Origin of the sequence: Petrotoga mexicana DSM 14811, assembly GCF_002895565.1 — a bacterium.
Taxonomy (GTDB): domain Bacteria; phylum Thermotogota; class Thermotogae; order Petrotogales; family Petrotogaceae; genus Petrotoga; species Petrotoga mexicana.
In genome coordinates, this window is sequence record NZ_AZRN01000010.1 from 47,826 (window position 1) to 74,512 (window position 26,687).

Annotated in this window: 19 protein-coding genes; 8 read left to right on the forward strand and 11 right to left on the reverse strand. The window is 35.9% G+C overall.

Annotated elements, in window-relative coordinates; genetic code table 11:
* Window positions 1–17: 17 nt before the first annotated feature.
* The 3 genes from upp to X927_RS02990 are packed head-to-tail and all read right to left on the reverse strand — an operon-like array spanning window position 18 to window position 2,524.
* Window positions 18–647 (reverse strand): uracil phosphoribosyltransferase, encoded by a 630-nt coding sequence (gene upp, locus X927_RS02980; protein WP_103076621.1) that lies wholly within the window; start codon window positions 645–647, stop codon window positions 18–20.
* 26 nt (window positions 648–673) lie between these two features.
* The gene (locus X927_RS02985) at window positions 674–1,609 is read right to left on the reverse strand and encodes a 1-phosphofructokinase family hexose kinase (protein ID WP_103076622.1); all 936 of its coding nucleotides are present in this window, start codon (window positions 1,607–1,609) and stop codon (window positions 674–676) included.
* Window positions 1,610–1,627: 18 nt separating this feature from the next.
* On the reverse strand, window positions 1,628–2,524 hold the full coding sequence (locus X927_RS02990; protein WP_103076657.1) for an aldo/keto reductase: 897 nt from the start codon (window positions 2,522–2,524) through the stop codon (window positions 1,628–1,630).
* Between the two features lie 534 nt (window positions 2,525–3,058).
* Here X927_RS02990 and X927_RS02995 point away from each other — a divergent pair.
* The 8 genes from X927_RS02995 to X927_RS03030 all read left to right on the forward strand — a co-directional run bounded on the left by X927_RS02995 (window position 3,059) and on the right by X927_RS03030 (window position 16,862).
* Window positions 3,059–3,892 carry an HAD-IIA family hydrolase gene (locus X927_RS02995; RefSeq protein ID WP_103076623.1) on the forward strand — a complete coding sequence of 278 codons (834 nt, stop codon included), beginning with the start codon at window positions 3,059–3,061 and terminating at the stop codon, window positions 3,890–3,892.
* A gap of 129 nt (window positions 3,893–4,021) precedes the next feature.
* Window positions 4,022–4,690 (forward strand): methionine synthase, encoded by a 669-nt coding sequence (locus tag X927_RS03000; protein WP_211287800.1) that lies wholly within the window; start codon window positions 4,022–4,024, stop codon window positions 4,688–4,690.
* Window positions 4,680–7,007 carry a homocysteine S-methyltransferase family protein gene (locus tag X927_RS03005; RefSeq protein ID WP_245855459.1) on the forward strand — a complete coding sequence of 776 codons (2,328 nt, stop codon included), beginning with the start codon at window positions 4,680–4,682 and terminating at the stop codon, window positions 7,005–7,007. Before X927_RS03000 ends, X927_RS03005 begins: the two co-directional genes overlap by 11 nt.
* Before the next feature lie 481 nt (window positions 7,008–7,488).
* Window positions 7,489–8,814, forward strand: coding sequence for a type I glutamate--ammonia ligase (glnA, locus tag X927_RS03010; protein ID WP_103076625.1), 1,326 nt, complete (start codon window positions 7,489–7,491; stop codon window positions 8,812–8,814).
* 118 nt (window positions 8,815–8,932) lie between these two features.
* The gene (gltB, locus tag X927_RS03015; RefSeq protein WP_211287801.1) at window positions 8,933–13,513 is read left to right on the forward strand and encodes a glutamate synthase large subunit; all 4,581 of its coding nucleotides are present in this window, start codon (window positions 8,933–8,935) and stop codon (window positions 13,511–13,513) included.
* Between the two features lie 30 nt (window positions 13,514–13,543).
* Window positions 13,544–15,064, forward strand: a complete 1,521-nt coding sequence (locus tag X927_RS03020; protein WP_103076627.1) for a glutamate synthase subunit beta — start codon at window positions 13,544–13,546, stop codon at window positions 15,062–15,064.
* Between the two features lie 135 nt (window positions 15,065–15,199).
* Window positions 15,200–16,525 (forward strand): ammonium transporter, encoded by a 1,326-nt coding sequence (locus X927_RS03025; protein ID WP_103076628.1) that lies wholly within the window; start codon window positions 15,200–15,202, stop codon window positions 16,523–16,525.
* Window position 16,526: 1 nt separating this feature from the next.
* Window positions 16,527–16,862, forward strand: coding sequence for a P-II family nitrogen regulator (locus X927_RS03030; protein ID WP_103076629.1), 336 nt, complete (start codon window positions 16,527–16,529; stop codon window positions 16,860–16,862).
* 62 nt (window positions 16,863–16,924) lie between these two features.
* Here the strand turns inward: X927_RS03030 and X927_RS03035 are convergent, their stop codons facing one another.
* The 8 genes from X927_RS03035 to X927_RS03070 form a co-directional block, all read right to left on the reverse strand.
* Complete coding sequence (locus X927_RS03035; RefSeq protein WP_103076630.1) at window positions 16,925–17,701, reverse strand: inositol monophosphatase family protein; 777 nt, start codon at window positions 17,699–17,701, stop codon at window positions 16,925–16,927.
* A gap of 106 nt (window positions 17,702–17,807) precedes the next feature.
* On the reverse strand, window positions 17,808–19,412 hold the full coding sequence (locus X927_RS03040; RefSeq protein ID WP_103076631.1) for an alpha-amylase family glycosyl hydrolase: 1,605 nt from the start codon (window positions 19,410–19,412) through the stop codon (window positions 17,808–17,810).
* An 18-nt stretch (window positions 19,413–19,430) separates the two neighbouring features.
* Complete coding sequence (locus X927_RS03045) at window positions 19,431–20,504, reverse strand: glucose-1-phosphate thymidylyltransferase (RefSeq protein WP_103076632.1); 1,074 nt, start codon at window positions 20,502–20,504, stop codon at window positions 19,431–19,433.
* Window positions 20,501–22,396 carry a polysaccharide biosynthesis protein gene (locus X927_RS03050; protein WP_103076633.1) on the reverse strand — a complete coding sequence of 632 codons (1,896 nt, stop codon included), beginning with the start codon at window positions 22,394–22,396 and terminating at the stop codon, window positions 20,501–20,503. The genes X927_RS03045 and X927_RS03050 overlap by 4 nt, the downstream gene beginning before the upstream one ends.
* Window positions 22,380–23,633, reverse strand: a complete 1,254-nt coding sequence (locus X927_RS03055) for a DegT/DnrJ/EryC1/StrS family aminotransferase (protein ID WP_103076634.1) — start codon at window positions 23,631–23,633, stop codon at window positions 22,380–22,382. The genes X927_RS03050 and X927_RS03055 overlap by 17 nt, the downstream gene beginning before the upstream one ends.
* A gap of 109 nt (window positions 23,634–23,742) precedes the next feature.
* Window positions 23,743–24,597, reverse strand: coding sequence for a hypothetical protein (locus tag X927_RS03060; protein ID WP_103076635.1), 855 nt, complete (start codon window positions 24,595–24,597; stop codon window positions 23,743–23,745).
* Window positions 24,598–24,623: 26 nt separating this feature from the next.
* Entirely contained in the window at window positions 24,624–25,889 is a 1,266-nt protein-coding gene (gene hisS, locus X927_RS03065) for a histidine--tRNA ligase (RefSeq protein WP_103076636.1), read from the reverse strand.
* A gap of 346 nt (window positions 25,890–26,235) precedes the next feature.
* Complete coding sequence (locus tag X927_RS03070; protein ID WP_103076637.1) at window positions 26,236–26,607, reverse strand: S1 RNA-binding domain-containing protein; 372 nt, start codon at window positions 26,605–26,607, stop codon at window positions 26,236–26,238.
* Window positions 26,608–26,687: the final 80 nt, after the last annotated feature.

Genomic DNA, 26,687 nt, shown 5'->3' on the forward strand with positions numbered 1-26,687 from the left:
ATTGCCCCCGATATTCTTTATTTTGTTCTATACAATCTATCTCCTGCATCTCCCAAGCCGGGAACAATATACGCTTTTGAATTGAGTTTACTATCCAAAGCAGCGGTGTAAATAATCACATCTGGGTTTTCACTTATAACTACGTTAACCCCCTTGGGAGCTGCTATCAAGGACATAATAGTGATATTCTGTCCTCCTTGTTTTTTCACTTGCTTTATAGCATGGTTCATAGAATGTCCTGTGGCAAGCATAGGATCGAGAATAAAGATTTGATGGTCTTCTGTCAAAGGTGGAAACTTCACATAATACTCTATTGCATTGAGAGTTTCTGGGTCTCTATACACACCTAGAAAACCTACACTAGCATTTGGAACCAATGAAAGAACACCATCCAACATACCTAAACCTGCTCGCAATATAGGAACTATGGTAACTTTTTTATCTTCAACCATCTCTCCTTTTGTCTTTGCAATTGGCGTTTCAACTTCAACTTCCATCGTTGGAAGGTTTCTGGCTGCTTCATAGGTTAGCAGAAGGGTTATCTCATTCAAAAGTTCCCTGAATTCTTTAGGTCCTGTGTCTTTATTTCTCATTATAGAAAGTTTATGTTTTATCAAAGGATGATCAACAACGTGAAGATTATCCATGTAAAAATTGCACCTCCCAAATTTTTTTAGAATATCTTTTCTATTTTTATTTCGTCTAAAAGCCTTAAAACGTCATTTTTTCGACAAAGTTCTGTTCCAGGAGTCATGACTGAGGCGTTACCTGATGCATTTGCCCATTTAAAGGCTTCTTCTTCATTTGCTCCTTCTTCACGTTTTAAAACGTAAGCTGCAAGAAAGGAGTCTCCGGATCCAACCGCACTTTGAACAGGGACATCTATGGAAGGAGCGTATAGGCAACTCTCCTTTGAGATAAATATAGCGCCCTCTGACCCTAGAGTAAGCAATATTTCCTTTATTCCATACTTATCAATTAGATCCAAACCATATTTAGCAAGTTGGTCTTTGTCAATTCCATTTATTTTTTTGCCAAGAACTCTTTGAAACTCGTATAGATTAGGTTTGATACAATCAGGATGTGATTCAACGCCGACTTTTAAATTTTCACCATCGGCATCAAAATATATCCTAGCGTTTTTCCCTTTAAGGTAAGAAATTATTTCTGCATAAAAATTTGGAGTTACACCCCGCGGCAAACTTCCTGAAATAACAACGGTATCATTTTCTCTGATTAAAAGTTTGAGAGTCTCATACAGTTGGTTCAAATCAGTTTTTGGAATCTTTGGACCTTGAACACTCAGCCGGTATTGAGAACTTTGTTCTTGTAAAATGATGTTCATTCTAGTTTCTTTGGTAATTCTAACAGCAGTATATATTACACCTTCTCTATCCAACATTTCCTCAATCTTTCTTCCATTTTCACCACCAAGAAAAGAAATAGCCACGGACTTCCCGTCTAATTCTTTGATTGCCCTGGAAACGTCGATTCCCTTTCCCGCAGGATAATCTTTTATCTTTTTAACACGGGTAGTATCATCTGTTTTTAATTTATCCACATAAAGGTATCTATCTAAACATGGATTAAGGGTTATTGTAAATATCATATAAAATCATCAACTCCTTTACGGTACATCATGACCTAGTGCAGCTTCATAGATCTTAAACCATTGTTCTCTCGTCAATTTTATGTTCAGGGCTTCAACAGCGTTCTTAAGCCTTTCTAATCTACCGCTTCCTGAAACAGGGATTATCCCGACAGGATGGTTTAAAAGCCAGGCGTATACAAGAGTATCCATAGAATCGATACCGAGTTCTTTGCCAACTTCTTTCAACGTCGTCAATATTCTTACTGACTTGTCGTTTGAGACATCGAATAACTTTCCTCCCGCCAAAGGCGACCAAGCCATTGGATTGAGGTTTTTTCCTTTTAAAAAATAAATATTATCGTTTTCAAAATGTTCTAAATTGAATGGGGAAATTTCTATCTGATTAGTCACCAAAGGAAGGTTTAATTTTGATTGTAAAGCTTCAAATTGATTGATGGTGAAGTTTGACACTCCGAAGAAACGAACTTTACCAGATTTATGTAACTCTAAAAAGGCTTCTGCAATTTCTTCTGGGTTCATGAAGGGATCTGGGCGATGTATAAGGAGTAAATCGATATAGTCTGTATGAAGGTTACGAAGGGAATTATCTACAGATTTCAATATATGTTCTTTGCTTGTATCGTAATAATGAATTCTTTTTGTCTCCTTGTTGGGGAGCACTATACCGCACTTGGTTACAATCTGTATCTTATCTCTTAAAGAAGGGTTTGATTTAAAAACCTCTCCAAATAAACCCTCACAAGTATAATTTCCATAAATATCGGCATGATCGAAAGTGGTTACTCCTAAATCTATTGCTTTCATAATAAAATCTTCTGTTTCTTTTGTTGAAAAATTCCAGTCTCTAAGTCTCATCATCCCTTGTACTATTCTTGATAAATACAAACCACTATTAGAAACGTTTGTTTGCATTGTTTCACTCATTATTTCACCTCACAATTTAAAAGAATTTTCCACACTTTTTGATCGATTTATTATAACATATTTTCTTCCTAGCTATCGTTTGGAATATAAAAAAAGCAACAAACTTTTAATTTTTTGATATAATTAAATGTATAAATGGTTCTGTGGGACAAACTCCTCTTCTCTTTCCTTAAATGGGCGGGCTGCTGGATGAAAGGGTAAAGAACTTTTTCCTTATGGGTGGGGCAGCGGAGCAAACCTCTATCCTCTTTCCTTAAATGAGTGGAGAGTGGAGAAAAGGGGTAAAGGTTCCCTTTCCTTAAGGCGGGGAGCGGGGCGAAGTGGTAAAGGTTCCCTTTCCTTAAATGGGTGGGCTGCTGGATGAAAGGGTAAAGAACCTTTTCCTTATGGGGTGGGCAGCGGGGCGAAGGGGCGCTAATAAGGGCTAAGCGCAGCTTATGCAAAAACCATTAAGCAATTAACTCACAAAAAGCTCTCTGCTTTTAAAAGGGTCAGGGGACGCGCAATTAAATTTTAAAAAAGGTGGTTTTTATTCTGATAAACAATATAAAAACAATCGAAAAATTAAAACAAATAGAACTCTTCGTTTTAGATATAGACGGCACTTTTTATATCAGTCAAAAATTAGTTAACGGTGCGCTAAAATTCTCCAACCTTTTGAAAAGACTAAATAAAAAGCTTGTCTTTTTAACCAACAACTCCAACAAATCCAAGATAGAATACCTACAAGAGTTTCACGCCTTAAACTATCCAATTAAAGAAAACGAGATCTACACTGCGGGCATAGCTGCTGCAGAATATATAAAAGATAAGTTTGGGCCAAAAAGAATTTTTTTGGTGGCTACTCCCTCAATGATAAAAGAATATGAAAAATTAGGCCATCAAATTGTCGCAGATTCCCCTGAGATGGTTGTAGTTACCTTCGATAAAAGTTTAACCTATGATAAATTGGCAAAAGCCTCCATATTTGTATCTAAAGGAGCCTTCTTTTTTGTTACCAATCCAGATTTGAACTGTCCAACCGAAGAAGGGCCTATTCCAGATACCGCTGCTATTGCAAGTGTAGTATCTAAAGCATGTAATAAAGAACCTGACATCGTCTTTGGGAAACCAGATCCCAAGATCTTAGAAATGATAATGAAAGATTATCAAGTAACCCCAGAAAAAACTTGTATAGTTGGAGACAGGTTGTATACCGATATATTAATTGGAATAAACGCTGGTACATTATCTACATTAGTATTAACCGGGGAAGCAAAATTAGAGGATCTAAAAGATTCTGCAATAAAGCCAGATCTTGTAGTTGACGATTTAGGACAACTTGCGGATCTCATTATGGGTGAAGAAAGTGGCTAAAGGAGTAGTTTTTTATTTTTCCTTAGATGGATCGGGGGACGTGGCGAAAGGCATAGCCTTTTATTCTTCCTTAGATGGGTGCGGATTAGGATGAAAGGATAAAAGAATCTTTTCCTTATGGGTGGGGAGTTGGATGAAAGGGTAAAGAATCTTTTCCTTATGGGCGGGCTGCGGGGCGAAGGGGCGCTATCATGTGACTTTCTAAAGATGTTTTTTATCGAAATAACAGGAGGGGAAAATTTTATTAAAATCTACATTCCAGAAATTTATGAAATAATGCCTCAGAAAAAAATATACTTACTCCGAGCAGGCTTTAATGGAACTAAATTCCAAATCAACGACAAATTAAAAGAAGAAATAAATAAAATATACAAGCTCGGTTTAGAATTAGCACAACCAAAAGCTGTATGTGACACATATAAAATAGAGACAATTCCTACAGAACTTATTCCTAAATCTTTTGAAGGTGTTAACTCTATCACTTTTTTTGTATCCACATTAGGGTACGAAATAGACAACTATATATCAAACGCAAATACTCTCTCTTCCATGTTAATGGATGCTTGGGCTTCAGAAGCCATAGAGGCTTTCAACGAATCTATCGATAAAAAGCTGAGAAAAGATTTCGGTAAAGGTACCAGGAGGTTTTCTCCTGGATATTCGGATATAGATGTGAGAAAAAATTGGGATATCGTCAGTAATTTACTGAAAACAGAGATAGTAGTTGTCAACAAAGAAACTGGTATCATAACTCCAAGAAAAAGTACTGTATGTATGATAGGGTGGTATGATGAATAGAAAAGATTTTGCACAAATATTGAATAAAAAGATACTTATTTTAGACGGAGGATATGGAACTGAATTTATAAAAAGAGGATATAAAGAAATTCCTGCTGAAATTTTAAACATCAGATATCCAGAAGTAGTTTACAATCTACAAAGTGAATACGTAAAATCGGGAGCAGACATTCTTTTAACCAATACCTTCAGTGCAAATCGAAAAAAACTCAAAGAGTTAAATTATGAAGAGGCGTTCGAAAAAGTTAACGTCAAAGCAGTTGAAATTGCCAAGCAAGCATCGAAAGGTAAGGCTTTGGTCTTTGGAGATCTATCCTCTCTAGGAGAGTATCCAAATCCTATGGGGTTGCTTGAAATGGACGAAGCTATAGATGAGTATTATCAACAGGCAAAAGTGTTGTTTGAAAGCGGTGTAGATGGATTTATCGTTGAAACGATGACAGATATAAAAGAGTTAAAAGCAGCTATATATGGAATAAGAAAAGTAACAGAAGATTTACCTTTAATAGCTCATATGACGTTTGAAGAGAACGGACGTTCCGTTACAGGAACTTCTGTGGAAATCTTTGCGAATGTTTTCAACGATTTAGATGTAGATGTACTAGGAATTAACTGTACTTTGGGTCCAGAAGAACTTTTAAAGGTTTTTGAACGTCTATCACTCTCAACAAACAAGTTCTTATCAGTTGAACCAAACGCTGGTAAACCTGTTTTCGATGGAAAACATTTGGAATACAAAATGACGCCCGAAATATTTGGAATGTTTGTAGAAGACTATTTAGATTTAGGAGTAAATATTATTGGAGGCTGTTGTGGTACCTCTCCAGAACATATAAAAGTTATTAGAAATATGGTAAAAAGAAGACCTAAAAAAATAGTAAAAGAAATACCTATTATGTACTCTTCAAGAACGATCTTAAACAAATTTCATCCTTTCACCGTTATTGGGGAGAGAATAAATCCTGCCGGGAACAAAAAATTTCAAAATGAAATTGAAGAATTCAACTTCGAGAATGTAATAAAAAGAGCCAACAGTCAAAAAAGCGTAAAGGCCCATGCAATAGACGTTAACTTGGGTATCGAAAAGATTTTGAATGAAGAACATTTCAAACAAATTATCATAGAACTAGACAAACATTCTTCTCTTCCAATTTCTTTTGACATTCAAAATATTGGATTTTTAGAAACCGCTTTAAAAGAATATCCAGGAAGACCAATAATCAATTCTTCTAAATTAAGTAAAAAAGATCTGGACAGAAAACTCGAGTTGATTAAAAAATATGGCGGATTACTAATTGTATTAGCACTCGAGAAAGAAATCTTAGAATCTGCTGAAGAAAGACTACAACTAGTGCTAAGAAAATGGCCGTACATAGAAAGTAAAGGAATAACTAAAGATAGAATTATAGTTGATCCGTTGGTGTTGTCCCTTGCTGCCAATAATGATCCAAATATTACATTGGAGACAGTAAAGTTACTTTCGCAAAATGGGTTCAATACCACTATGGGTCTTTCGAATCTTAGTTTCGGTTTACCAAACAGAAATTATATAAATGCAGCCTTTCTTTCAAGGGCAAAAGGTAAAGGCTTGACTTCAGCCATCTTAAATCCCGAAGATGAGTTCCTTATGAACACGTTGAATGGTAACCTATTGTTGGATAAAAATATTGTAATACCAAGTAAGGTTGAAAAACAAGACGAATTAACCGAGAAGATCCTACAAGGTGAAGAAGGTGAAGTAAAACGAATCATTGAAAATCAGTTAAAAGAGAAAAGTCCGTTAGAAGTTAGCCAAGATGTGCTTGGTAAAGCAATGGAAAAGATCGGAGACCTTTATGCACAAGGGAACATATATCTCCCAGAGTTGTTGTTAGCTGCCGAAACTGTCAAACCCATTTTTGATTACTTAAACAATTTGATTCCCGAATCTCAAAACGATAAAAAAGCTAAGGTAGTACTAGCCACGGTGGAAGGGGATATACACGATATTGGTAAAAATATAGTGGCAGCGGTATTAAGAAGCGCAAACTTCAAAATTATAGATCTTGGCAAAGATGTAGAAACTTCTACAATAATCAACGCTGTACAAAAAGAGAAACCGAATATTTTGGGGTTATCAGCTATGATGACAACTACAGTGGGAAAAATAGAAGAGGTGGTAAATGAACTAAAAAAATTAAGTATTAAAGTAAAAGTTATTGCCGGCGGTGCCTCGATGAACAGAAAACTTGCTGAAACCTTTGGCTGCGATGCCTACGCTAAAGATGCAAGCGAAGGGCTCAAGATATGTAAAAGCTGGGTCAATTTGAATTCATAATCGTTCATCTTCCGATCTTTATATATCAAAAATGTTAATAAAAAGAAAAAGTTTTAAGTTGATAAAATATGATAAAATCTGTCGGTTTTCTTGAAATACCTGTAAATAAAAGATTTCGAGCAAATATAACGAAATTTTTTTCAAATTTTGATAAATGGAGATTTCGGTGTATAATCGCAAATAAATCCTTCTAATCATAAATATTTACCAATAATTAGAAATAATGAAACAATTTTCAATTTAAACTAATTTTTGAAAATAATATCTTAACGAATTTATTTTTAGACATTTTAGAAATAAAATGATCGTAGACTGCGGTTAAAAGGGGAGAGAGCATCTATCCTTAGAGGATGAGGAGCAGTTTAAGGAATAAAAATTCTTTTATACTTAGAAGGTGGGGAGCGGAGTGAAGGGGCGCTAAATCAAGTTTTTGAGTTACTAATGACAGTAAAAATTCTATTTTATTGGGAGGGAGAAATTTATGACAAAAGAGGAACTATTGGAACAGATAGAAAGTCAAGGTATAAAGTATATTAGACTCCAAATTACAGATATCAACGGTGCCTTGAAAAACGTTGAAATTCCATCTACAGAGTTAGAATCTTCTTTGACTAACGGGACTATGTTTGATGGTTCATCAATTGAGGGTCTAGTAAGAATCAACGAATCAGATATGTTACTTAAACCTGACATAGACACATTTACAGTTTTACCATGGACAGTTGAAAGAGAAAAAGTGGGTAGGTTTATTTGTGACATTCACACTTCTGATGGTAAACATTTCCCAGGGGACCCAAGATATGTGTTGAAGAAAGTCATGAATGAAATGAAAGAGTACGGTTATACCCCATATGCCGGTCCAGAACCAGAATTTTTTATTCTCCCAAGGGATGAGAAGACAAGGCAGCCAGTATTATCTCCTCTTGATAAGGGAGGATATTTTGATTTACTTCCCATAGATTTAGGGGAAAGGGTCAGAAAGAACATGGTGGAAACTCTACAAAGTATGGGTATTCGAGTGGAGGCTGCTCACCACGAAGTAGCGAATTCCCAACATGAGATTGATTTCAGGTACGACAACGCCCTAAAAACGGCTGACAATATTCAAACTTTTAAATTGGTTGTAAGGACGATAGCCCTATTGAACGGACTATGGGCAACATTTATGCCTAAACCATTTTTTGGTATGAATGGTTCAGGGATGCATACCCACTTGAGTATCTTTAAAGACGGAAAGAATATCTTTTACGATCCAAACGGTACTTATCAGTTAAGCAATGAGCTTAGATGGTTTATTGGGGGAGTTTTTAAACATATTGATTCGATAACCGTTTTGGCAAATCCTACGATAAACTCATATAAAAGGTTAGTCCCTGGTTACGAAGCTCCTGTTAACATCGCATGGTCTGTATCAAACAGAAGTGCTTTAGTGAGGATACCCATGCAGAGAGGTGATGGAACTAGGTTAGAACTGAGATCTCCAGATCCAACAGCAAATCCTTATTTACTGTTAGCAAGTGTATTTTCAGCTGGTTTAGAAGGTATAAAAAACAAGATTGAACCTCCTCAACCTGTTGATGGAAATATTTACGAAATGGACCACAGAGAAAAGAACGAAAAAAATATTAGATATTTACCTGGTTCACTCCAAGAATCCTTGGAAGCCTTGAAAAAGGATGAACTTATGAAAGATGTTTTGGGAAAACATATATTTGAAAAATTTGTAGAATTAAAAGAAAAGGAGATTGAAGAGTATAAGATAGCGGTAACTGATTGGGAGATTAGTAGGTACATAAACCAATTTTGATAAACCTTTAACACCTATTATTATTATCTTTTTTTGTGCATAAAACCGGGGTTCCAAAAAGTATTATACAGAAACACACTGTATTGGGGCAGTCTCCAATATAGGAGGGAGGGTTAAAATGAATAAAGGACTTTACGATCCAAAATTTGAGCATGATGCTTGTGGTGTTGGATTAGTTGCAAGTACAAAAGGAATAAAGTCACATGAAATAGTTGACAAATCGTTGACTGTTTTAAAAAATATGGCTCATCGTGGTGCACGAGGCAGAGGAGAAAATGATGGGGACGGAGCAGGGGTACTGCTGCAGATTCCTCATGATTTTTTAATAAAAGAATCAAAACACTTAGGATTCACTCTTCCAAATGAAAGTGAATATGCCGTGGGTATGATTTTCTGCCCGCGTGATAAAACTCTTACAAATATCTTCAAACAGCAATTTGAAAAAATAGCCACCAATCAAGGCCAAAAGGTGATAGGTTGGAGAGATGTACCTATCAATGAAGCATTTGTTGGCCCAACTGCATTAAAAAGTATGCCATCTTTTCTCCAAGTTTTTATCGTTAAGAATCCTACCTTGAAATCTAGAATAGAATTTGAAAGAAAATTATATCTAATTAGGAAAAAAAGTGAAAAGGAGATAAAAATACCGCACATATATCCAAATAAGGCCTTTTATATAGCCAGTTTATCTTCTAAAACAATTGTCTATAAAGGGATGTTAACGGCGGAACAATTAAAGTACTTTTTCTCAGATTTGACTGATCCTCTTTTCAAATCAGCATTTTCTATTGTACACTCCAGATTCAGTACGAACACATTTCCCAGTTGGGAAAGGGCTCATCCCTATAGGTATATGGTTCACAACGGAGAGATAAACACTATAATTGGTAACGTTAATTGGATGAGGGCAAGGCAATCCAAGGTAAGCACTGATATCTTTGGAGAAAACATCAACGATATTTTTCCCATAATCGATGAGGATGGTAGTGATTCAGCAATGTTTGACAACAATTTAGAATTCCTTTATTTATCTGGTAGATCGTTACCACATTCGATAATGATGATGATGCCAGAACCTTGGGAAAACAATCAAACAATGGATGCAGAAAAGAAAGCTTTTTATGAATATCATAGTTGTTTGATGGAACCTTGGGATGGTCCCGCGGCGATTATTTTTACCGATGGCTTAAAGGTAGGAGCAACACTGGACAGAAACGGATTGAGACCGTTAAGATACTACATAACGGAAGATGAATTGATTCTTGCTTCGGAAGCTGGGGTTCTTGAAATACCTCCTCAAAAGATTTTAAGGAAGGGAAGGATCACCTCAGGGAACATGTTGTTGTTGGATATTGAGAGTGGTCGAATACTAAATGACGAAGAGATAAAACGACCGATAATTTCAGAAAAGCCCTATTTCTCGTGGGTAAAAGAGAACATTGTGAATCTAGAAGACCTTCCTGAGCATTCAAAAAAGGGAAATATGGAAATCGATGAGGTACCTTTAACTACAAAACAAAAATGTTTCGGATACACATTTGAAGATATTGAGATGATCATAGAACCTATGGTTATAGATGCTTCTGACCCCGTTGGGGCTATGGGGGATGACACACCTTTGGCCGTTTTATCTGAACGTCCAAAGTTGTTGTATGAATATTTTAAACAGCTTTTCGCTCAAGTAACCAATCCTCCTATAGATGCGATAAGAGAAAAAATTATCACCTCTACCCATCTTTACATAGGTTCTGAAGGTAATCTTATTGATCCATCATCCATCAATTGTAGGCAAATTAAGATCAAAAACCCTATTCTCACCAACGATGAAATGGAAAAGATAAAAAATCTTGACTTAGAAGGTTTTAAAGCGATCACCTTACCCATCTTATACAAGGTAAAAGATGGAGAAGAAGGATTAAAAAAGGCGATTACAAAACTCTTTCAAAAAGCAGATTCTGTCATAAACGATGGTGTTAACATATTGATATTGACAGATAAAGGAGTTAACCAAAATTATGCACCAATTCCAGCTTTATTGGCGGTATCGGGTCTTCATCACCATTTGGTTAGAAGAGAAAATAGAACAGAGATTGGAATAATTTTGGAATCTGCAGAACCAAGAGAGGTACACCATTTTTGTACACTTCTAAGTTATGGAGCTTCTGCTATCAATCCATATCTCACCTATGAAAGTATTGAAAGTTTAGTTAACAAAGGTTACATTAAAGGTTTGAAATATGAAGAAGCCGTTCAAAGGTATAAAGATGCATCTTTGAAAGGTATTCAAAAAGTGTTATCAAAGCTTGGGATATCAACCCTCCAAGGTTATCAAGGGGCTCAAACCTTTGAAATAGTAGGAATAAAAAAGTCTATCGTAGAGCAATTTTTTACAGGAACCACTTCACAAGTAGAAGGGATAGGCTTAAAAGAAATAGCTCAAGAAGTTTCTAAACGCCATTCGAGTGCATTTAATCAGTTTAATAGAGGAGCGTTACTTGATTCAGAAGGTCTTATGAAATGGAGGGCAAAAGGTGAGTATCACTTGTACAACCCTAAATCCATTTATTATTTACAAAATGCTGTTAAAAACAACGATTATGAACTTTTCAAAAAGTTTTCACAATCTATAGTCGATGAAGACGCAAAATTATACAGTTTGAGAAGTCTTTTTGAGTTCAATTTCGATAAAACGAAAGCAATTCCCCTTGACGAAGTAGAACCTGTCGAATCGATTGTTAAAAGGTTCAAAACAGGAGCTATGTCTTTTGGTTCAATAAGCCAAGAAGCCCACGAAACCATAGCAATAGCTATGAATCGAATAGGTGCAAAGAGTAATACAGGTGAAGGAGGGGAGGATTCAAACCGTTTTGCAAAAGAACAAAATAGGGATTCAAAGAATAGCTCAATAAAGCAGGTGGCTTCTGGAAGATTCGGAGTCACGATCGACTACTTAAACAACGCTCAAGAGATCCAAATAAAGGTAGCCCAAGGTGCAAAACCTGGAGAAGGGGGAGAGCTACCTGGGAATAAGGTCTATCCATGGGTAGCAAAGGTAAGGAACTCTATTCCAGGAGTTACTCTCATTTCACCTCCTCCACATCACGATATCTACTCGATAGAAGATTTAGCAGAATTGATATACGACCTAAAAAACGCCAATAGAAACGCTCGAATAAACGTAAAATTGGTTTCAAAATCTGGTGTAGGAACCATAGCAGCGGGTGTAGCAAAAGCTGGAGCGGATGTAATATTGATAAGCGGTTTTGATGGTGGTACCGGAGCTTCGCCACGTACTAGTATAAGGCATGCAGGTTTGCCATGGGAATTAGGATTAGCTGAAACTCATCAGACCTTGGTGTTGAACAAGTTGAGAGACAGGGTCACTTTGGAAACGGATGGTAAGTTGCTAACTGGAAAAGACATAGTGATTGCAGCACTTTTAGGCGCAGAAGAGTTTGGATTTGCCACAATTGTGTTAGTTGCCTTAGGTTGTGTCATGATGAGAGTTTGCAATTTGGATACATGTCCTGTGGGAATTGCGATACAAAACCCTGTACTGAGAAAAAATTTCAAAGGTGATCCTCAATACATTGTCAACCTCATGTACTTTCTCGCATCTGAAGTAAGGGAATATATGGCCAAGTTAGGATTCAGAACGTTTAGTGAAATGGTGGGACGTGTTGATAAATTAAGACAAAAAGAAATAAAAAGTCATTGGAAAGCACATAGTATTGATCTTTCAAAATTATTATACAAACCAGAAATAAAAGATTACTCATTCAGCCAATATCCTAAACCAATAAATAACGGATTATCAGATATCTTGGATATAACCAAATTACTTCCCATTTGCCAGAATGCATTAGAAAATGGTGAAAAGATTGAGGCCACTTTAGCTATAAAAAATGTGAATAGAACCGTTGGAACAATTTTGGGAAGCGAAATAATTAAAAGGTATGGTGAGGAAGGTCTGCCTGAAGATACAATAAAAATACATTTCAAAGGATCAGCTGGCCAAAGTTTTGGAGCCTTCATTCCCAAGGGGGAAACGTTGATATTAGAAGGCGATTCAAACGATTACATAGCGAAAGGTTTATCGGGTGGAAAAATTATAGTATACCCCCCGAAGGATTCTCGATTCTATGATGAAGAAAATGTAATTGTTGGTAACGTTGCATTGTATGGAGCAACAAGCGGTGAAACATACATCAGTGGTTTAGCGGGTGAACGCTTCGCAGTCAGAAACAGTGGCTCTACTGCTGTGGTTGAAGGTGTTGGCGAACATGGCTGTGAATATATGACTGGTGGAAAGGTTGTTATACTTGGTAAAACGGGTAGAAACTTTGCCGCAGGTATGTCAGGTGGAATAGCTTACGTATATGACAAAGACAATAGCTTTGAATCGAAATGTAACAAAGACACTGTTTTGTTGGAAAAAGTTGAAGATGAGAATGAAAAGAACGAAATAAAAGAGTTGATAAAAAAACATTATAAGTACACGAGTAGTAATGTGGCTAAAAACATTTTGAACAACTGGGGGAAAACTAAGGAAAGATTCGTTAAGGTTATACCAAAAGATTACAAAAGAATGATGGATGTTGTAAATAGGATGCATATTGAAGGAATTACTGGCGAAGAAGCTCTTATGAAGGCATTTGAAGAGAATTACAAGCAACAATCTTTGGTTCAAACGCATTGAACATTAGAAATTTGTAAAGGAGGTCACTATATGGGCGACCCACAAGGATTTCTAAAGTACGAAAGAAAAAACCCTGAAGAAAGACCCCCAAAAATGAGAATAAATGATTGGGAAGAATTATATATAGAAATGGAAAAAGACGAACTCCGAATACAAGCAGCAAGATGTATGAACTGTGGCACGCCGTTTTGTCACTCTGGTATATTGATAAATAATATGGTTTCAGGGTGCCCCTTGAATAATTTGATTCCAGAATGGAACGATTTAGTCTATAGAAACCTTTGGAGAGAAGCTTATGAAAGGTTGATCGAAACAAACAGTTTCCCGGAGTTCACAGGCAGGGTCTGTCCGGCTCCTTGCGAAAAAGCTTGTGTAAACAATTTGGTAAAGGATCCAGTTTCCATTAAAAGTATTGAATATTATATCATAGAAGAAGCGTTCAAAAATGGTTGGGTAGAAGAGGATAAACCATCTTACTCTACTGGTAAAAAGGTAGCTGTTGTAGGTTCTGGACCGGCAGGGTTGTCGTGTGCTTGGGAGTTAAACAGATATGGTCATGAAGTTACCGTTTTTGAAAAGAACGAATACCCAGGGGGCTTATTAACTTACGGCATACCAAATATGAAATTGGACAAAAAGATTGTAAAAAGGCGTATAGAATTGATGGGAAAATCAGGTATACAATTCAAGACTAATGTGGACGTTGGTAAAGATTACCCAGTTCAAAAGCTAAAAGAAGAATTTGATGCCGTTGTATTATGTGGAGGTACCGCTAAAGCGAGGGATCTAAATGTGGAAGGAAGAAATCTAAAAGGGATATACTTTGCCACAGAATTTTTGAAGAGTGCGAACGAGAGAATACTGTCTCGACTTTTAAAAAGTGAAAAAGATATTGAGGAGATCTCTGCCAAGGGTAAAAATGTTATCGTAATCGGAGGAGGCGATACAGGAACGGATTGTGTGGGAGTTAGTTTAAGGCAGGGTTGTAAAAGTGTGGTACAGTTTGAAATTATGGACAAACCTCCACTTTTAAGGAGGCAAAACAATCCTTGGCCAGAATGGCCCAAGGTTTTAACTGTTGATTATGCTCAGGAGGAATATGCCGAACAATTCGGTAAAGATCCAAGATTGTACAATATTTCAACTAGAAGATTTGTTGGAGATACAAAAGGCAAAGTTAAAGAGGTTCATACCGTTGAAGTAGAATGGGAACATGATAAAACAGGGAAATTGTTTCTAAGAGAAATAGATGGAACAGAAAAGGTATGGAAGGCAGATTTAGTTCTGTTAGCCTTGGGATTCTTAGGCCCTGAAAACTATTTAATTGAGCAATTAAATGTAGAAACAAATAAAAGATCAAACGTTAAAACCGGAGAAGGAAAATATTCGACAAATGTGGAAGAGATTTTTTCAGCTGGAGATATGAGAAGGGGACAAAGTTTGGTAGTATGGGCAATAAATGAAGGGAAACAAGCGGCTAAAGAGTGTAATGAATACTTAATTTCTTCCAATAATAACAATAATAAACAGCGTCGGCTCAAAACGCTGTAGTATTGTTGTTATAAAGCCGACGCAGAAAAATTAATGCGTCGGTTTTTTTATTTGGTAAAAGGAGGTGAAAAAAGTCTAGGTTAAGCACCATATTCTGGGGTTTGTAAAAAATCAAAAAAGGAGTGTGAGGGTATTATGAAGAGAGCTTGGAAGAGTTTGTTGATGTTGTCGGTTGCCTTTATTGTTCCAACCGCCTTACTCGCAGATAGTATTACTATGGAGGAAGTGGTACGCTCCATTGATACTATGTGGACTTTACTCGCAGCGTTTTTAGTGTTTTTTATGCAAGCTGGATTTGTGCTCGTGGAAGCAGGGTTTACAAGATCAAAGAATACGGTAAACATCATTATGAAAAATTTTACTGATTTTTTGGTCGGCTCAATACTTTACTGGATAGTAGGATTTACAATTATGTTCGGAGTTGGAAATGGTTTCATAGGTTGGCAAGGAAGTTTTGAATATCTGGGGTTAAACATTCCGCTTAACGCTTTTTTAATATTCCAGACGGTATTTGCTGCAACCGCTGCAACTATTGTATCCGGAGCGATGGCGGAAAGAACTAAATTCACTGGCTATCTGATCTACAGTGTTTTCATCAGTGCATTTATATATCCCATAGTTGGTCATTGGATATGGGGTGGAGGTTGGTTATCAGATATGGTCGATTTTGCAGGTTCCACAGTTGTCCATTCTGTAGGCGGCTGGGCAGCACTGATGGGAACAATGGTTTTAGGACCAAGAACCGGTAAATACAGATCAGATGGAACGCCGAACAAGATACCAGGACATAGCTTAGTTTTAGCTGCTTTGGGTGTTTTCATCCTATGGTTTGGATGGTTTGGTTTTAACCCAGGAAGTACCATTTCGGGTTTAAATCTCAAAATCGGTGATATAGCAATGACCACAAATTTAGCTGCCTCGGCAGGAGGATTAGGAGCATTGACGATAGGTTGGTTTATCTACAAAAAACCGGATGTCAACTCTACCCTAAATGGTGTTTTAGCTGGATTAGTGGGGATCACTGCCGGTTGTGCCAGCGTTACAAACGTTGGAGCTGCAATAATAGGAGCTTTATCCGGTAGTTTAGTTGTGTTAGCTATAGAATTTTTTGACAAAATACATATTGATGATCCAGTTGGAGCAATCTCTGTGCACGGGGTTGGTGGAGTATTCGGTACATTAATGGTTGGGATATTCGCTGTGGACGGTGGATTGCTCTACGGTGGAGGAGTAAACCTGTTTTTAACCCAGCTTAAAGGGGTGTTAGCTGTTGCAGGTTGGACCCTTGCAACTACTTACATTCTTTTTAAAAGTATCGATTTAACAATAGGTTTGAGGATTGATTCTACTAGTGAAATAGAGGGCTTAGATTTTGTAGAACATGGATCTGTCAGTTATCCTGATTTAACTCCGCTTAAAGGGCGAAGCGTGAGAGTAAAAATTGATGAGGAGGGTGAATAATATGGGATACAAAAAAATTGAATGCTTTATTAGGCCAGAAAAATTTGAGGAAGTCATTGTAGGATTAGAAAAAGTAGGTATCGAGGGCATTAATGTTGATAAGATCTATGGATATGGTAGTCAAAAAGGTGAGGAAAAAGAGGTAGAAAATTACAAACAGAAAAAAGAATATGAAGTAAAATTCAAGGAAAAGATCAAGTTAGAAATAGTTACCGAAGAAAGTAAAGTTGAAAAAATTATAGAAACTATAAAAACACATGCGCAAACAGGTAAGATAGGTGATGGAAAGATTTATATTACACCGATAGAAGAAAGTATAAAAATACGAACCACTTAAATAAAAATGCGCCCAAAGGGCGCATTTGTTTCGTTGGTGGAATCAATACGAATTATTATCCTTCATTGAAATTTTTGAATATTTTTTAAATTATTTAGCAGATCTTGAATAATGTAAGGATTGCAGTAAAGAGCATCCGCCTGGAAAATATTTGCATTTTTTCCATTGATATCTACAATTTCCCCGCCAGCTTCCTCTAATATTAAATGACCTGCTGCTACATCCCATGGATGAGATCTTATAGATATGAAGGCATCCAAAAAACCCGATGCCACATAAGCGATCTGCAAGGCAGCGGTACCAAACAATCTAATCCTCATAACTTTTTCTTCCAACGCTTTAAAATATTTGTATGTATTCCCTCTCTCATTTCCAAGAGAAATCATAGCATCTTCAAAATTTTTTGCCCAGTTTGGTCTCAATCTTTCATCGTTTAAATAAGCGCCATTGTTTTTTGTGGCAGAGTAAAAAAGGTTCATAAAAGGTGAATAGATGATACCTATCGTTGGTTCTTTGTTTTCAACATATGCTACTGAGATACAATGTTCTGGCAAACCCCTTGAAAAATTTACCGTACCGTCTATAGGGTCTATAACCCAATATTCGTTTTTATCAGGAGTTTGGGTTAGTCCTGATTCTTCTGCTAAAAATAATGAATTTGGGAAACTTTTATTTATCTCTTCTATTAGGTATTCCTGTATTTGGTAATCTACATCGGTTACAAGATCGGTTCGAGATTTTTTTGAATTAACATGGAAATTCTCGGTGCTCCACACTTTTAATTTTTCTCCCGCATTATAAACTATTCTTTTTATTACAATGAAATCATTTTTTGTCAATCGTTTTTCCTCCTAAAAAGGGTTTTCGGTCTTTAGAAACTCTAAAACGTGCTTTAACGCCCCTTCGCCCCGCTCCCCACCCTACAATTTGTTCCTCGGGGCGATTTTAACTTATTTTCCAAACATATTCATGGGGTTGCAAAGTGATATTATCTAATGATTTGCTTTCAGCGGTCAAGTTGTTATAAATAACAATACTTTTATTACCTTTTTTTCTTGTAACTTTAAATACCCCGTCGCTATTTTCGTAGATTGATTTTTCTGAAAATAGATCTTCATTTTCCTTCTTCAAATCAAGCATCTTTTTTATTCCATGAAAAATCTTATAACTATCGCTGTTAGCGTTGTTCAGAGCCTCTTTTCTTTTCTCTTCATCGAAAAGTCCCCTGTTGAAAAATCTTGAATCTTTGTAGCCTATTTTTTCGGTCATTTTTTTATAGAATTCCTCGTCGTTCTCCATCCCTATTTCATCACCATAATAATTTATTGGTGTTCCATCCAAAGAAAACAAAATTGAATAAGCTAAAAGCACTTTTTTATAATCCTTACCCATTTGGTTGTACAATCTTCCCGCGATCCCTTCTCCTTCTCTGAAGTTCCATCTTTCATCGAGCAAGTAGTATTTCAACATCTTCGCTCTTTCTTCTGGGTCAACGAATTCTAAGGTTAATTCGTCGTGACACCTTAGAAAAACGAACCATTGGCAATCTTCTGGAATAGGCGGGGTAACTCTTTCTGAAAGAGTATCTATTACATAGTTGGGGTTACCTTCAGCAATAGCCAGAAAAATTTTTGGCATAACGGGGAAATGGTATGCAACCTGGCATTCGTCAGAATTACCAAAATAAGCAACAACGTCTTTAGGAGGTTGATTAGCTTCTGCGATCAATGCGGTTCCTTCTTTTAGGTAATCTAAAGCTGCCCTGAATATTTTTAAAATCCAGTGGGTTTGAATTAAATTTTCACAGTTAGTACCTTCTTCTTTCCACAAAAATGGTGCTGCATCCATTCGAAAACCGTCTACACCGTGTTCTTTCCAGAAGGTAAAAACTTTTATCATCTCTATCAACACATCAGGATTTTTATAATTTAAGTCCGGTTGTATTTCGTAAAATCTATGAAAGTAATAGTCTTTCGTTTCAGGGTTGTAGGTCCAGTTGCTGTTTACCATTCCTTTAAAAAGCAGTCGGGCTTGGGAGTATTTTTTATTGGTGTCACTCCATATGTAATAATCCCTATACTTAGAATCTTTTGATTTTTTTGCCTCTTGAAACCATGGATGTTCATCAGAAGTATGGTTTATTGCAACATCAAAAAGGATCTTTATACCTTTTTCGTGGGCAAGGTTGATGAATTCAAAAAAACTTTCGTTACCACCTAATTCATCTCGAACTTTGTAAAAATCAGAAATATCGAATCCTTGGTCTTTCATTGGAGACTGTAAAATAGGAAGAAGCCATAAGATAGTTACACCTAAATTACTCAAATAATCTAATTTTTCTTTCATTTTGTCAAAATCACCAGCGAAAAGATCAACGTAAGTTGAATAGACCAAACCTTTCTTGTACCAAAATTTATCTTTTGGCGTATATGTGAAAGAATCTTTTTTTGATTTTAAAAAGTCTAAGAGAATTTCCAATTTATAGTTATCAGAATACAGTTTGTTCCAAAGTTCGGTTATTACTTCTATTTTATCCTCTATTATTTTCACCCCCAAGATAATTAGCTATTATTTCGGTATTTGTATATTGCTATAATCGCCTATCACCAATTTTAGTGAATATGGTTTTCGTTCTGTAGAAAAAATCTTTGAATTTTCTCCAATAATAGATGATTCTATCCTTATATACACATTTGAAATATTTGCATAACTTAAGATTATACTGTTTTCAATCTCTGAAGAGTTTATGTATGCACTATCGCCAATGCTTGTGTAAGGGCCTATGTACGCATTACTTATTGTAACGTTTTCTCCGATTATTACAGGTCCTCTGATGATAGAATTCATTATCTTCGTATTTTTCCCGATGTGTACCATTCCTTGGACTGAAGAATCTGATCTTATTTCTCCTTCTATTTTTTGTTCTTTTAAGGTACTAAGAATTGTTCTATTCGCTTCGATTAAATCTTCAGGTTTTCCGGTATCTTTCCACCATCCCTCTACTATGTGAGCTCCAACGTTGTTTGAATTATCTATTAACCATTGAATGGCATCGGTTATTTCAAGTTCCCCTCTCCATGAAGGTTGAATGTTTTCAATTGCCTCAAAAACCTTTGGGGTGAATATGTAAACCCCAATTATTGCGAGATTTGATGGAGCATCTTTTGGTTTTTCGACAACTTTTGTCACTTTCGAATCTTCCATCACTGCTATTCCAAATTGTGAAGGATTATCGACGGAAGTCAAAAGTATAAAAGATTCATAATTTCCTTGCTTAAACTGGTCTATGAAATTCTTAAGATCAAAATTTACAAGGTTATCCCCTAGATACATTATAAAGTCATCATTATCAAGGAATTCTTTTGAGACCTTTACCGCATGTGCCAAACCTTTTGGATGCTCTTGTATTATATATGATAATTTTATACCTAATTGACTTCCATCTCCTAAGACATTTTTAAAATCTTCTATATTTTCTGAATTTACTACCAAACCGATCTCTGTAACCCCTGCGTCTCTTATTTTTTCCAAGCTATACATGATAGTTGGTTTGTTAGCTATTGGTATCAATGGTTTTGCGTTCGTGAAGGTTAGTGGTCGAAGTCTTGTTCCCTTTCCTGCACAGAGTATTAATGCTTTCATAGCTTTTTGCCTCCTTGTTTGATTGTTGTAGCCATTAGCGCCCCTTCGCTGATATTTGATATATTTGAATCTGGTATGTAATCTTTTATTATTTCAATAGCACTGTTGTAATCGTTGTTTTTTATCATAATATTTATTCGCTCTATCAATTCATTTAGTTTCTCTTTATTTATTTCATTGTTGTTAGATTTTGAAATAAATATTCGTCTGTTTCTAGTTTTTTCGTAATCTTCATCTTCCAAGAATATTTCTTCGTATAATTTCTCACCAGGCCTGATGCCTGTATAAACTATTTTTATGTCTTGGTCAGGGATGTATCCGGAAAGTCTGATCAAATCCCTGGCTAATCGATCAATATTGACAGGCTCCCCCATTTCCAAAACAAATATTTCAGCCTTTTGAGCAAACTGTCCACATTGTAATACTAAAGAGACAGCCTCCGGAATGGTCATGAAATACCTTTTCATATTGGGATGTGTGACCGTAACGGGACCACCCTTTTTAATCTGTTCTTTAAAAATTGGAATTACACTCCCTCTACTTCCTAAAACGTTCCCGAACCTTACGATACCATACTTTGTTTGATAAAAGTTGGACAGTGTCTTTACTATAATTTCCCCCAGTCTCTTTGAAGCACCCATTATGGATGTTGGTTTGATAGCTTTGTCGGTGGAGATAAATACAAATCTTTCTGCATTATATTCTCCTGAAAGTTTTGCTACGGTGTAAGTTCCAATTGTGTTGACTCTGAAGGCCTCAGTTGGGTTTTTTTGCATGAGAGGTACATGTTTATGGGCAGCAGCATGAAAAACAACATCAAATTTATATTTTGAAAATAAATACCTCATTCTATTTTCATCGGACACATCCGCGATAATTTCTTCTATAAACGCATCTGAGAACTTGTCTCTCAATTCATTTGATATTTCAAAAATACTGTTTTCCCCTTTTCCGAGTAAGAAAAGAGCTTTAGGTCCCATTGGTAAAACCTGTCTACATATTTCAGAGCCTATACTTCCACCTGCACCTGTAACCAGTATTTTTTTGCCTTTTATGTAATCTTTGATCTCTTTTAAATCGACACTAACTTCCTTTCTACCTAGTAAATCGGAAATATCAACCTCTCGTAGAAAGCCAAGTGATAACTTGTTATCTAAAATTTCCAAGATTCCAGGTAAAGTTTTTAACCTAACCTTTGTTGTATCAACATAATCTATGATTTTTTTTATCTGATCAGATGAAGCACTGGGAATAGCTATTAAAACCTCTTCAACGTTGTATTTTTCAACAAAATCCATAACTTGATTTATCTTCCCCAGTACGGGATAGCCTCGAATATATCTTCCTATCTTTTCTGGATCATCATCCAAAAAGCCTACAACTGATCCCTCTTCTGGATGTCTCTCGTATTCTCCCAACAATTCTGTTCCTGCATCGCCTGCTCCTATTATGAGAACATTTTTAATTCCGTCTACTTGTTTTTTATAATTTTGAGAATACCTTGAAAACCAATATATTCTACTAGCTGAAACAAAGACCACTCCAACCACCGATGCGGTTGCTGCCACACTGAAAGGAAGAGTGAAAATGTCACTTATATATCTTCTTACAAACTCAAAAACAAAAAAGTTGATAAGAAAACCTATGAAACCACTGTTAAATACAGGTCTTAATTCGTTAAGAGTGGCAAATCTCCAAATGTATTTATATATTCCAGAGTAATAAAAAACAATTACCATAATCAAAGGAAAGAAAAAGATGGGGGAGATATACTTTCTCATCTCTGCAAAGTCAAGTTGAAACCTTATGAACATTGCTACAATGTAAGCGAGGAAAAACAAAATATAGTCTATTATCATCAATCTAAAAGATCTTTTAGACAAATGTTTCATCTTTTATCTCCCTTAAGCTATCTGTTATTATTCGATATACGTAATTCTGTTCTTCAAGACTGATATTGGAGAAAAATGGGATCGCAAAAGTTAAAGATGAGATTAGCTCTGTAACAGGGTAATCTCCTTCTTCATAACCGAACATTTTTCTATAAAAAGGTTGTAGGTGAACAGGGTAAAAGTAATTTTTGGATTCAACGCCCTTTTCACTCAATTTTTTTAAGAAGGTTTGTAAGATATTTCTAATCTTATTTATTAATTCTTTCCATTCTTTTCGATTTTGTTCCCCTTCAATTTTCATAGGTAGATCAAAATTTCTAACCCATATAGGTATATCAATTAACTCTGATACCCAATCTAAGTTCAATCTCAAAACGAAGACAAACCAACTTTGAGAAGTAACTTCTTGAGGAATGAAAGGTAGAACTACTCTTTCTTCATTTTTGAACAACTCAAAATAATTCATAGCCTTCTCTTTTCTTTTTGAACTTATTTCTTCTATCCGCTTCATTTGAGCAAAACCAAGTGCCGCAGACAATTCATCCATGCGATAATTGTATCCGAGCCTTTCACTAATTAACCACTCACCGCTTTTACCTCTACCTTGATTACACATGGACTTACATAACTCAAATATTTCATCATCATCAGTGACGATAACCCCGCCTTCACCGGTGGTTATCTGCTTATTTGGGTAAAAGGCGTATGTACCAGCTTTTCCAAAAGTTCCTAATTTACGCCCTTTATATTCTCCACCTAGGGCTTCGCAAGAATCTTCAATTATTTTTATTTTATCTGGAAGAATCTCAAGTATCTCATCCCATTCCAAGGGAACTCCAAAAATATCTACACCCATAAAGGTCGTAACGTCGTCTTTGTAATCTTTGTCTATGAACTCTTTTAAGTTTTTAACGGATAAGTTGTAAGTATGAGGATCTATATCAACGAAGACCGGTACTCCTTTCTCAAACAAAGCCACGTTAGCTGAAGAAATAAAAGTGAAAGGTGTTACGATCATTTTTTGATTTTGTTGAAAATCTAAGGCCCTTAAAATCAAATGTAAGGCTGATGTCCCGCTGTTTACAGCTAGAGCATATTTCGTACCAGTGTATTCTTTTATTATTTCTTGAAACTTTTCTAAATAAGGGCCCAAAGCAAGTCTTTCAGAATTCAAAACATCCATAATGGTTCGTTTTTCTAAGTCAGTAATATCTGCACCGGATAGTGGGACAAACATAGTTGATATCGCCTCCAAACGTTAAGGGGGTTCCCCATTAAGATCCTATAAAAATATTCTATAATTCTTTATATAGCGCCCCTTCACCCCGCTGCCCACCCCACAAAGATTATAAAAATTGTTGGAGCTTTTTGTATTCTTCTTCTTTTATATAACCATCTTCTAGTAACTTTTCTAATATCTCTTCGGCTTTCTTTTTGTCTGGTATAGACGTAACATGAGAAAAAATAGTACTATATCTTTCGTCTTCCCCTACATTTTTAATTTGATTGATTATTTTTTCATAAAGGTCCTCTTGTGCGGGTTTCTCGGCTGCGCCATTTGTTGAAGTTTCGTTTTGTGTTTCTTTCTCATCTCTTTTGATCAGTTCAAGATACCTTCCCGTAGCGGTTCCATCCTCAAAATAATGTATCGTTGTTTCTCTTATTAAGAAAAACAAAAGAAACCACTGGTATACATCAAGGGTGATAATTCTCAATAACATGACGACGTTTCCGTCTCTCAGTTTGATGAAACGATTTTTAACTATTTTGTTGCTAATTTCAGATTCTTGAAGTTGCCATTGGTCTTTGTCAATCCTATTTATCATACTAGCATAAGAGATCCAGCTTAATATAAAACTTCCTAAAAACAAATAAATTTGCCAACTAGGTAGGGTGAAGGTTTGTATTTCTTCCAATGTTAAAGTTGCTACTTGTTGTATCAAGTATAGATAGAAAACATTCAGTACCAAAAAAGAAACCATGTACAAAATAAACCAAATTATGGGGTTCTTCTCTTTTATATCTGGAAAGGTTAAATTATTTGTTTCATAGACCTTCTTCATTCGTTCAATATGAAGATTTCTATTTCTAATCAAAACGTGATAAATAAAAAATAATAACGCCAATCCAACGAATTGCAGGACGGGTATGTATGACAATACAAAGGTTATAAAAATAATAAAAGGTCTCAGCAAAATCATTCTATTTCCTCCAGTTAAGAAAGTCTTTATTCTTCTCTAAGCTTTTCCACAATGATTTCAGACACCCAATTTCTTTCAATCTGGGTCTGTTCTCCGCTTTTCATATTCTTTATTGTGACAATATCTCTAGAAATTTCTTCCTCTCCTATTACAACCACATATTTAGCGTTTAATCGGTTGGCATGTTTAAATTGCCCTGATAAATTTCTTTTCGATATATTTAGATAAGTATTTATGCCTTTCTTTCTTAGTTCTTTTGATAAAGTAACAGCTGCCATTTCACCCTTTTCACCTTGAAAAGCTACGTAAACATCTATTTTACTTTCACTTTCAACCTCGACATTCTCTCTTTTTAATGCTTCTATTACTCTTTCAACCCCTATAGCGAAACCAACCCCAGGAGTTTTAGGACCCCCTAATTGTTCGACGAGATCGTCGTATCTACCACCACCTGCTATGACAGCTTGTTCACCCATATCAGAATGTTCTACCTCAAAAGCCGTTTTTGTGTAATAATCTAAACCTCTAACGATCTTTGGATCAACTTGATAAGGTACATTGTAAGCCTTCAAATATTTTTGGAGATTGTTGAAATGTTCGCGACTTTCTTCGTCTAAATAATCTAAGATGGAAGGAGCGTTTTTTGCCGCTTCCACGTCGATTTTACAGTCCAACAACCTCATAATATTCGTGTTGAACCGTCTTTGACAATCTTCACATAGGTTGGGTAACAATGGTTGATAATACGTTTTCAATACTTCTTTGTATTTTTCCCTACTTTCAAAGGTACCTATGTTGTTGATTTTCACTTTAAAATTGCTTAATTTTAGCTTGTTGAAGAAATCGTAGACAAATGTGATTAATTCAGCATCAGCTAAAGGATGGTCTGTTCCAAAAATCTCCGCCCCTATTTGGTAAAACTCCCTATAACGTCCGGCTTGGGGTTTTTCATATCTGAACATGGGACCTATGTAAAATAATTTTTGAGGAGAACCAAACGTTATTAAAGAGTTTTCTATATAAGCTCTTGCTACCGAAGCGGTTCCTTCGGGTCTTAAAGTTAGTGACCTTCCTTTTTTATCATCAAAAGTGTACATTTCTTTTTGAACAATATCTGTTTCTTGGCCTATTCCTCTGCTAAAAAGTTCGGTTTTTTCAATTAATGGGGTTCTTATCTCTTTGTACCCGTATATTTTAAACAGTTTCTTTGCGGTATTTTCAATGTATTCCCAGTACTTAACTTCTTCGCCAAAAATGTCCTTAGTACCTTTTATTCTTGTATAAGTACTCAAATGCTAATCCTCCTTAGATCTTTATTGTAGTTCCTGTTTTGTAGACACTTTAAAACTTATTTTAGCGCCCCTTCGCCCCGCTCCTCACCCTTTTAAGGAAGGAGAGCTACCTCTCCTCACTTCCCACACATCCAAGGAAGGAGAACTACCTCTTCTCACTTCTCATACATCTAAAGAAGGAGACTTGCCGCAGTCCGCTTCCCTCTTTCTCAATTATTTTACCACAAAGTTTGTTACTTTAAAAAGAAAAGGTCTAAGTTTAGATTTTTTAAGACATAAAAAATAATTGAGAGGGAGAAAATCTCCCTCTCAATTGTTATCCTATATATACATAACCTATAATTAATTATCTTCTACGTGTATTCTTTTTCTTATCTAAGTGCTTTTTATACTCGGATATCTTCTTTTCGCTGTCTTTTAGATATTGGTTCAATCTTTTTTCAAAATTGTGTGATTTTCCTGTATCCTCTTTTTCTTCATCGAAATCTTTCAAAGACAACTCGTACTTTCCGTCTTTTGTTCTTCCTATGACTTTTCCTTGAACTTCATCACCGATTTTTAAAAAATTGGATATCTCTCTAACGTACTTTTTTGAAATCTTTGAAATGTGCACAAATCCTTCTTCACCATTTTCAAGTTCCAAAAATGCACCAAACTTTTTGATATCGACCACTTTACCTTTCACAGAATCCCCTGTTGCTAAACTTTCATTTACCAAAATAATTACCTTGCCCTTTTTTCTTAATCACGAGAACCTTGCTAAGTCGTGATATCACCCTTCATAAACGGATGGCCTGG

What these genes read in the sequence shown, in the direction of transcription:
- upp (WP_103076621.1), bottom strand. Translation starts at nt 647, where the DNA reads ATGGATAATCTTCACGTTGTTGATCATCCTTTGATAAAACATAAACTT.
- X927_RS02985 (WP_103076622.1), bottom strand. Translation starts at nt 1,609, where the DNA reads ATGATATTTACAATAACCCTTAATCCATGTTTAGATAGATACCTTTAT.
- X927_RS02990 (WP_103076657.1), bottom strand. Translation starts at nt 2,524, where the DNA reads ATGCAAACAAACGTTTCTAATAGTGGTTTGTATTTATCAAGAATAGTA.
- X927_RS03005 (WP_245855459.1), top strand. Translation starts at nt 4,680, where the DNA reads ATGATGAATAGAAAAGATTTTGCACAAATATTGAATAAAAAGATACTT.
- glnA (WP_103076625.1), top strand. Translation starts at nt 7,489, where the DNA reads ATGACAAAAGAGGAACTATTGGAACAGATAGAAAGTCAAGGTATAAAG.
- gltB (WP_211287801.1), top strand. Translation starts at nt 8,933, where the DNA reads ATGAATAAAGGACTTTACGATCCAAAATTTGAGCATGATGCTTGTGGT.
- X927_RS03020 (WP_103076627.1), top strand. Translation starts at nt 13,544, where the DNA reads ATGGGCGACCCACAAGGATTTCTAAAGTACGAAAGAAAAAACCCTGAA.
- X927_RS03025 (WP_103076628.1), top strand. Translation starts at nt 15,200, where the DNA reads ATGAAGAGAGCTTGGAAGAGTTTGTTGATGTTGTCGGTTGCCTTTATT.
- X927_RS03030 (WP_103076629.1), top strand. Translation starts at nt 16,527, where the DNA reads ATGGGATACAAAAAAATTGAATGCTTTATTAGGCCAGAAAAATTTGAG.
- X927_RS03045 (WP_103076632.1), bottom strand. Translation starts at nt 20,504, where the DNA reads ATGAAAGCATTAATACTCTGTGCAGGAAAGGGAACAAGACTTCGACCA.
- X927_RS03050 (WP_103076633.1), bottom strand. Translation starts at nt 22,396, where the DNA reads ATGAAACATTTGTCTAAAAGATCTTTTAGATTGATGATAATAGACTAT.
- X927_RS03055 (WP_103076634.1), bottom strand. Translation starts at nt 23,633, where the DNA reads ATGTTTGTCCCACTATCCGGTGCAGATATTACTGACTTAGAAAAACGA.
- X927_RS03060 (WP_103076635.1), bottom strand. Translation starts at nt 24,597, where the DNA reads ATGATTTTGCTGAGACCTTTTATTATTTTTATAACCTTTGTATTGTCA.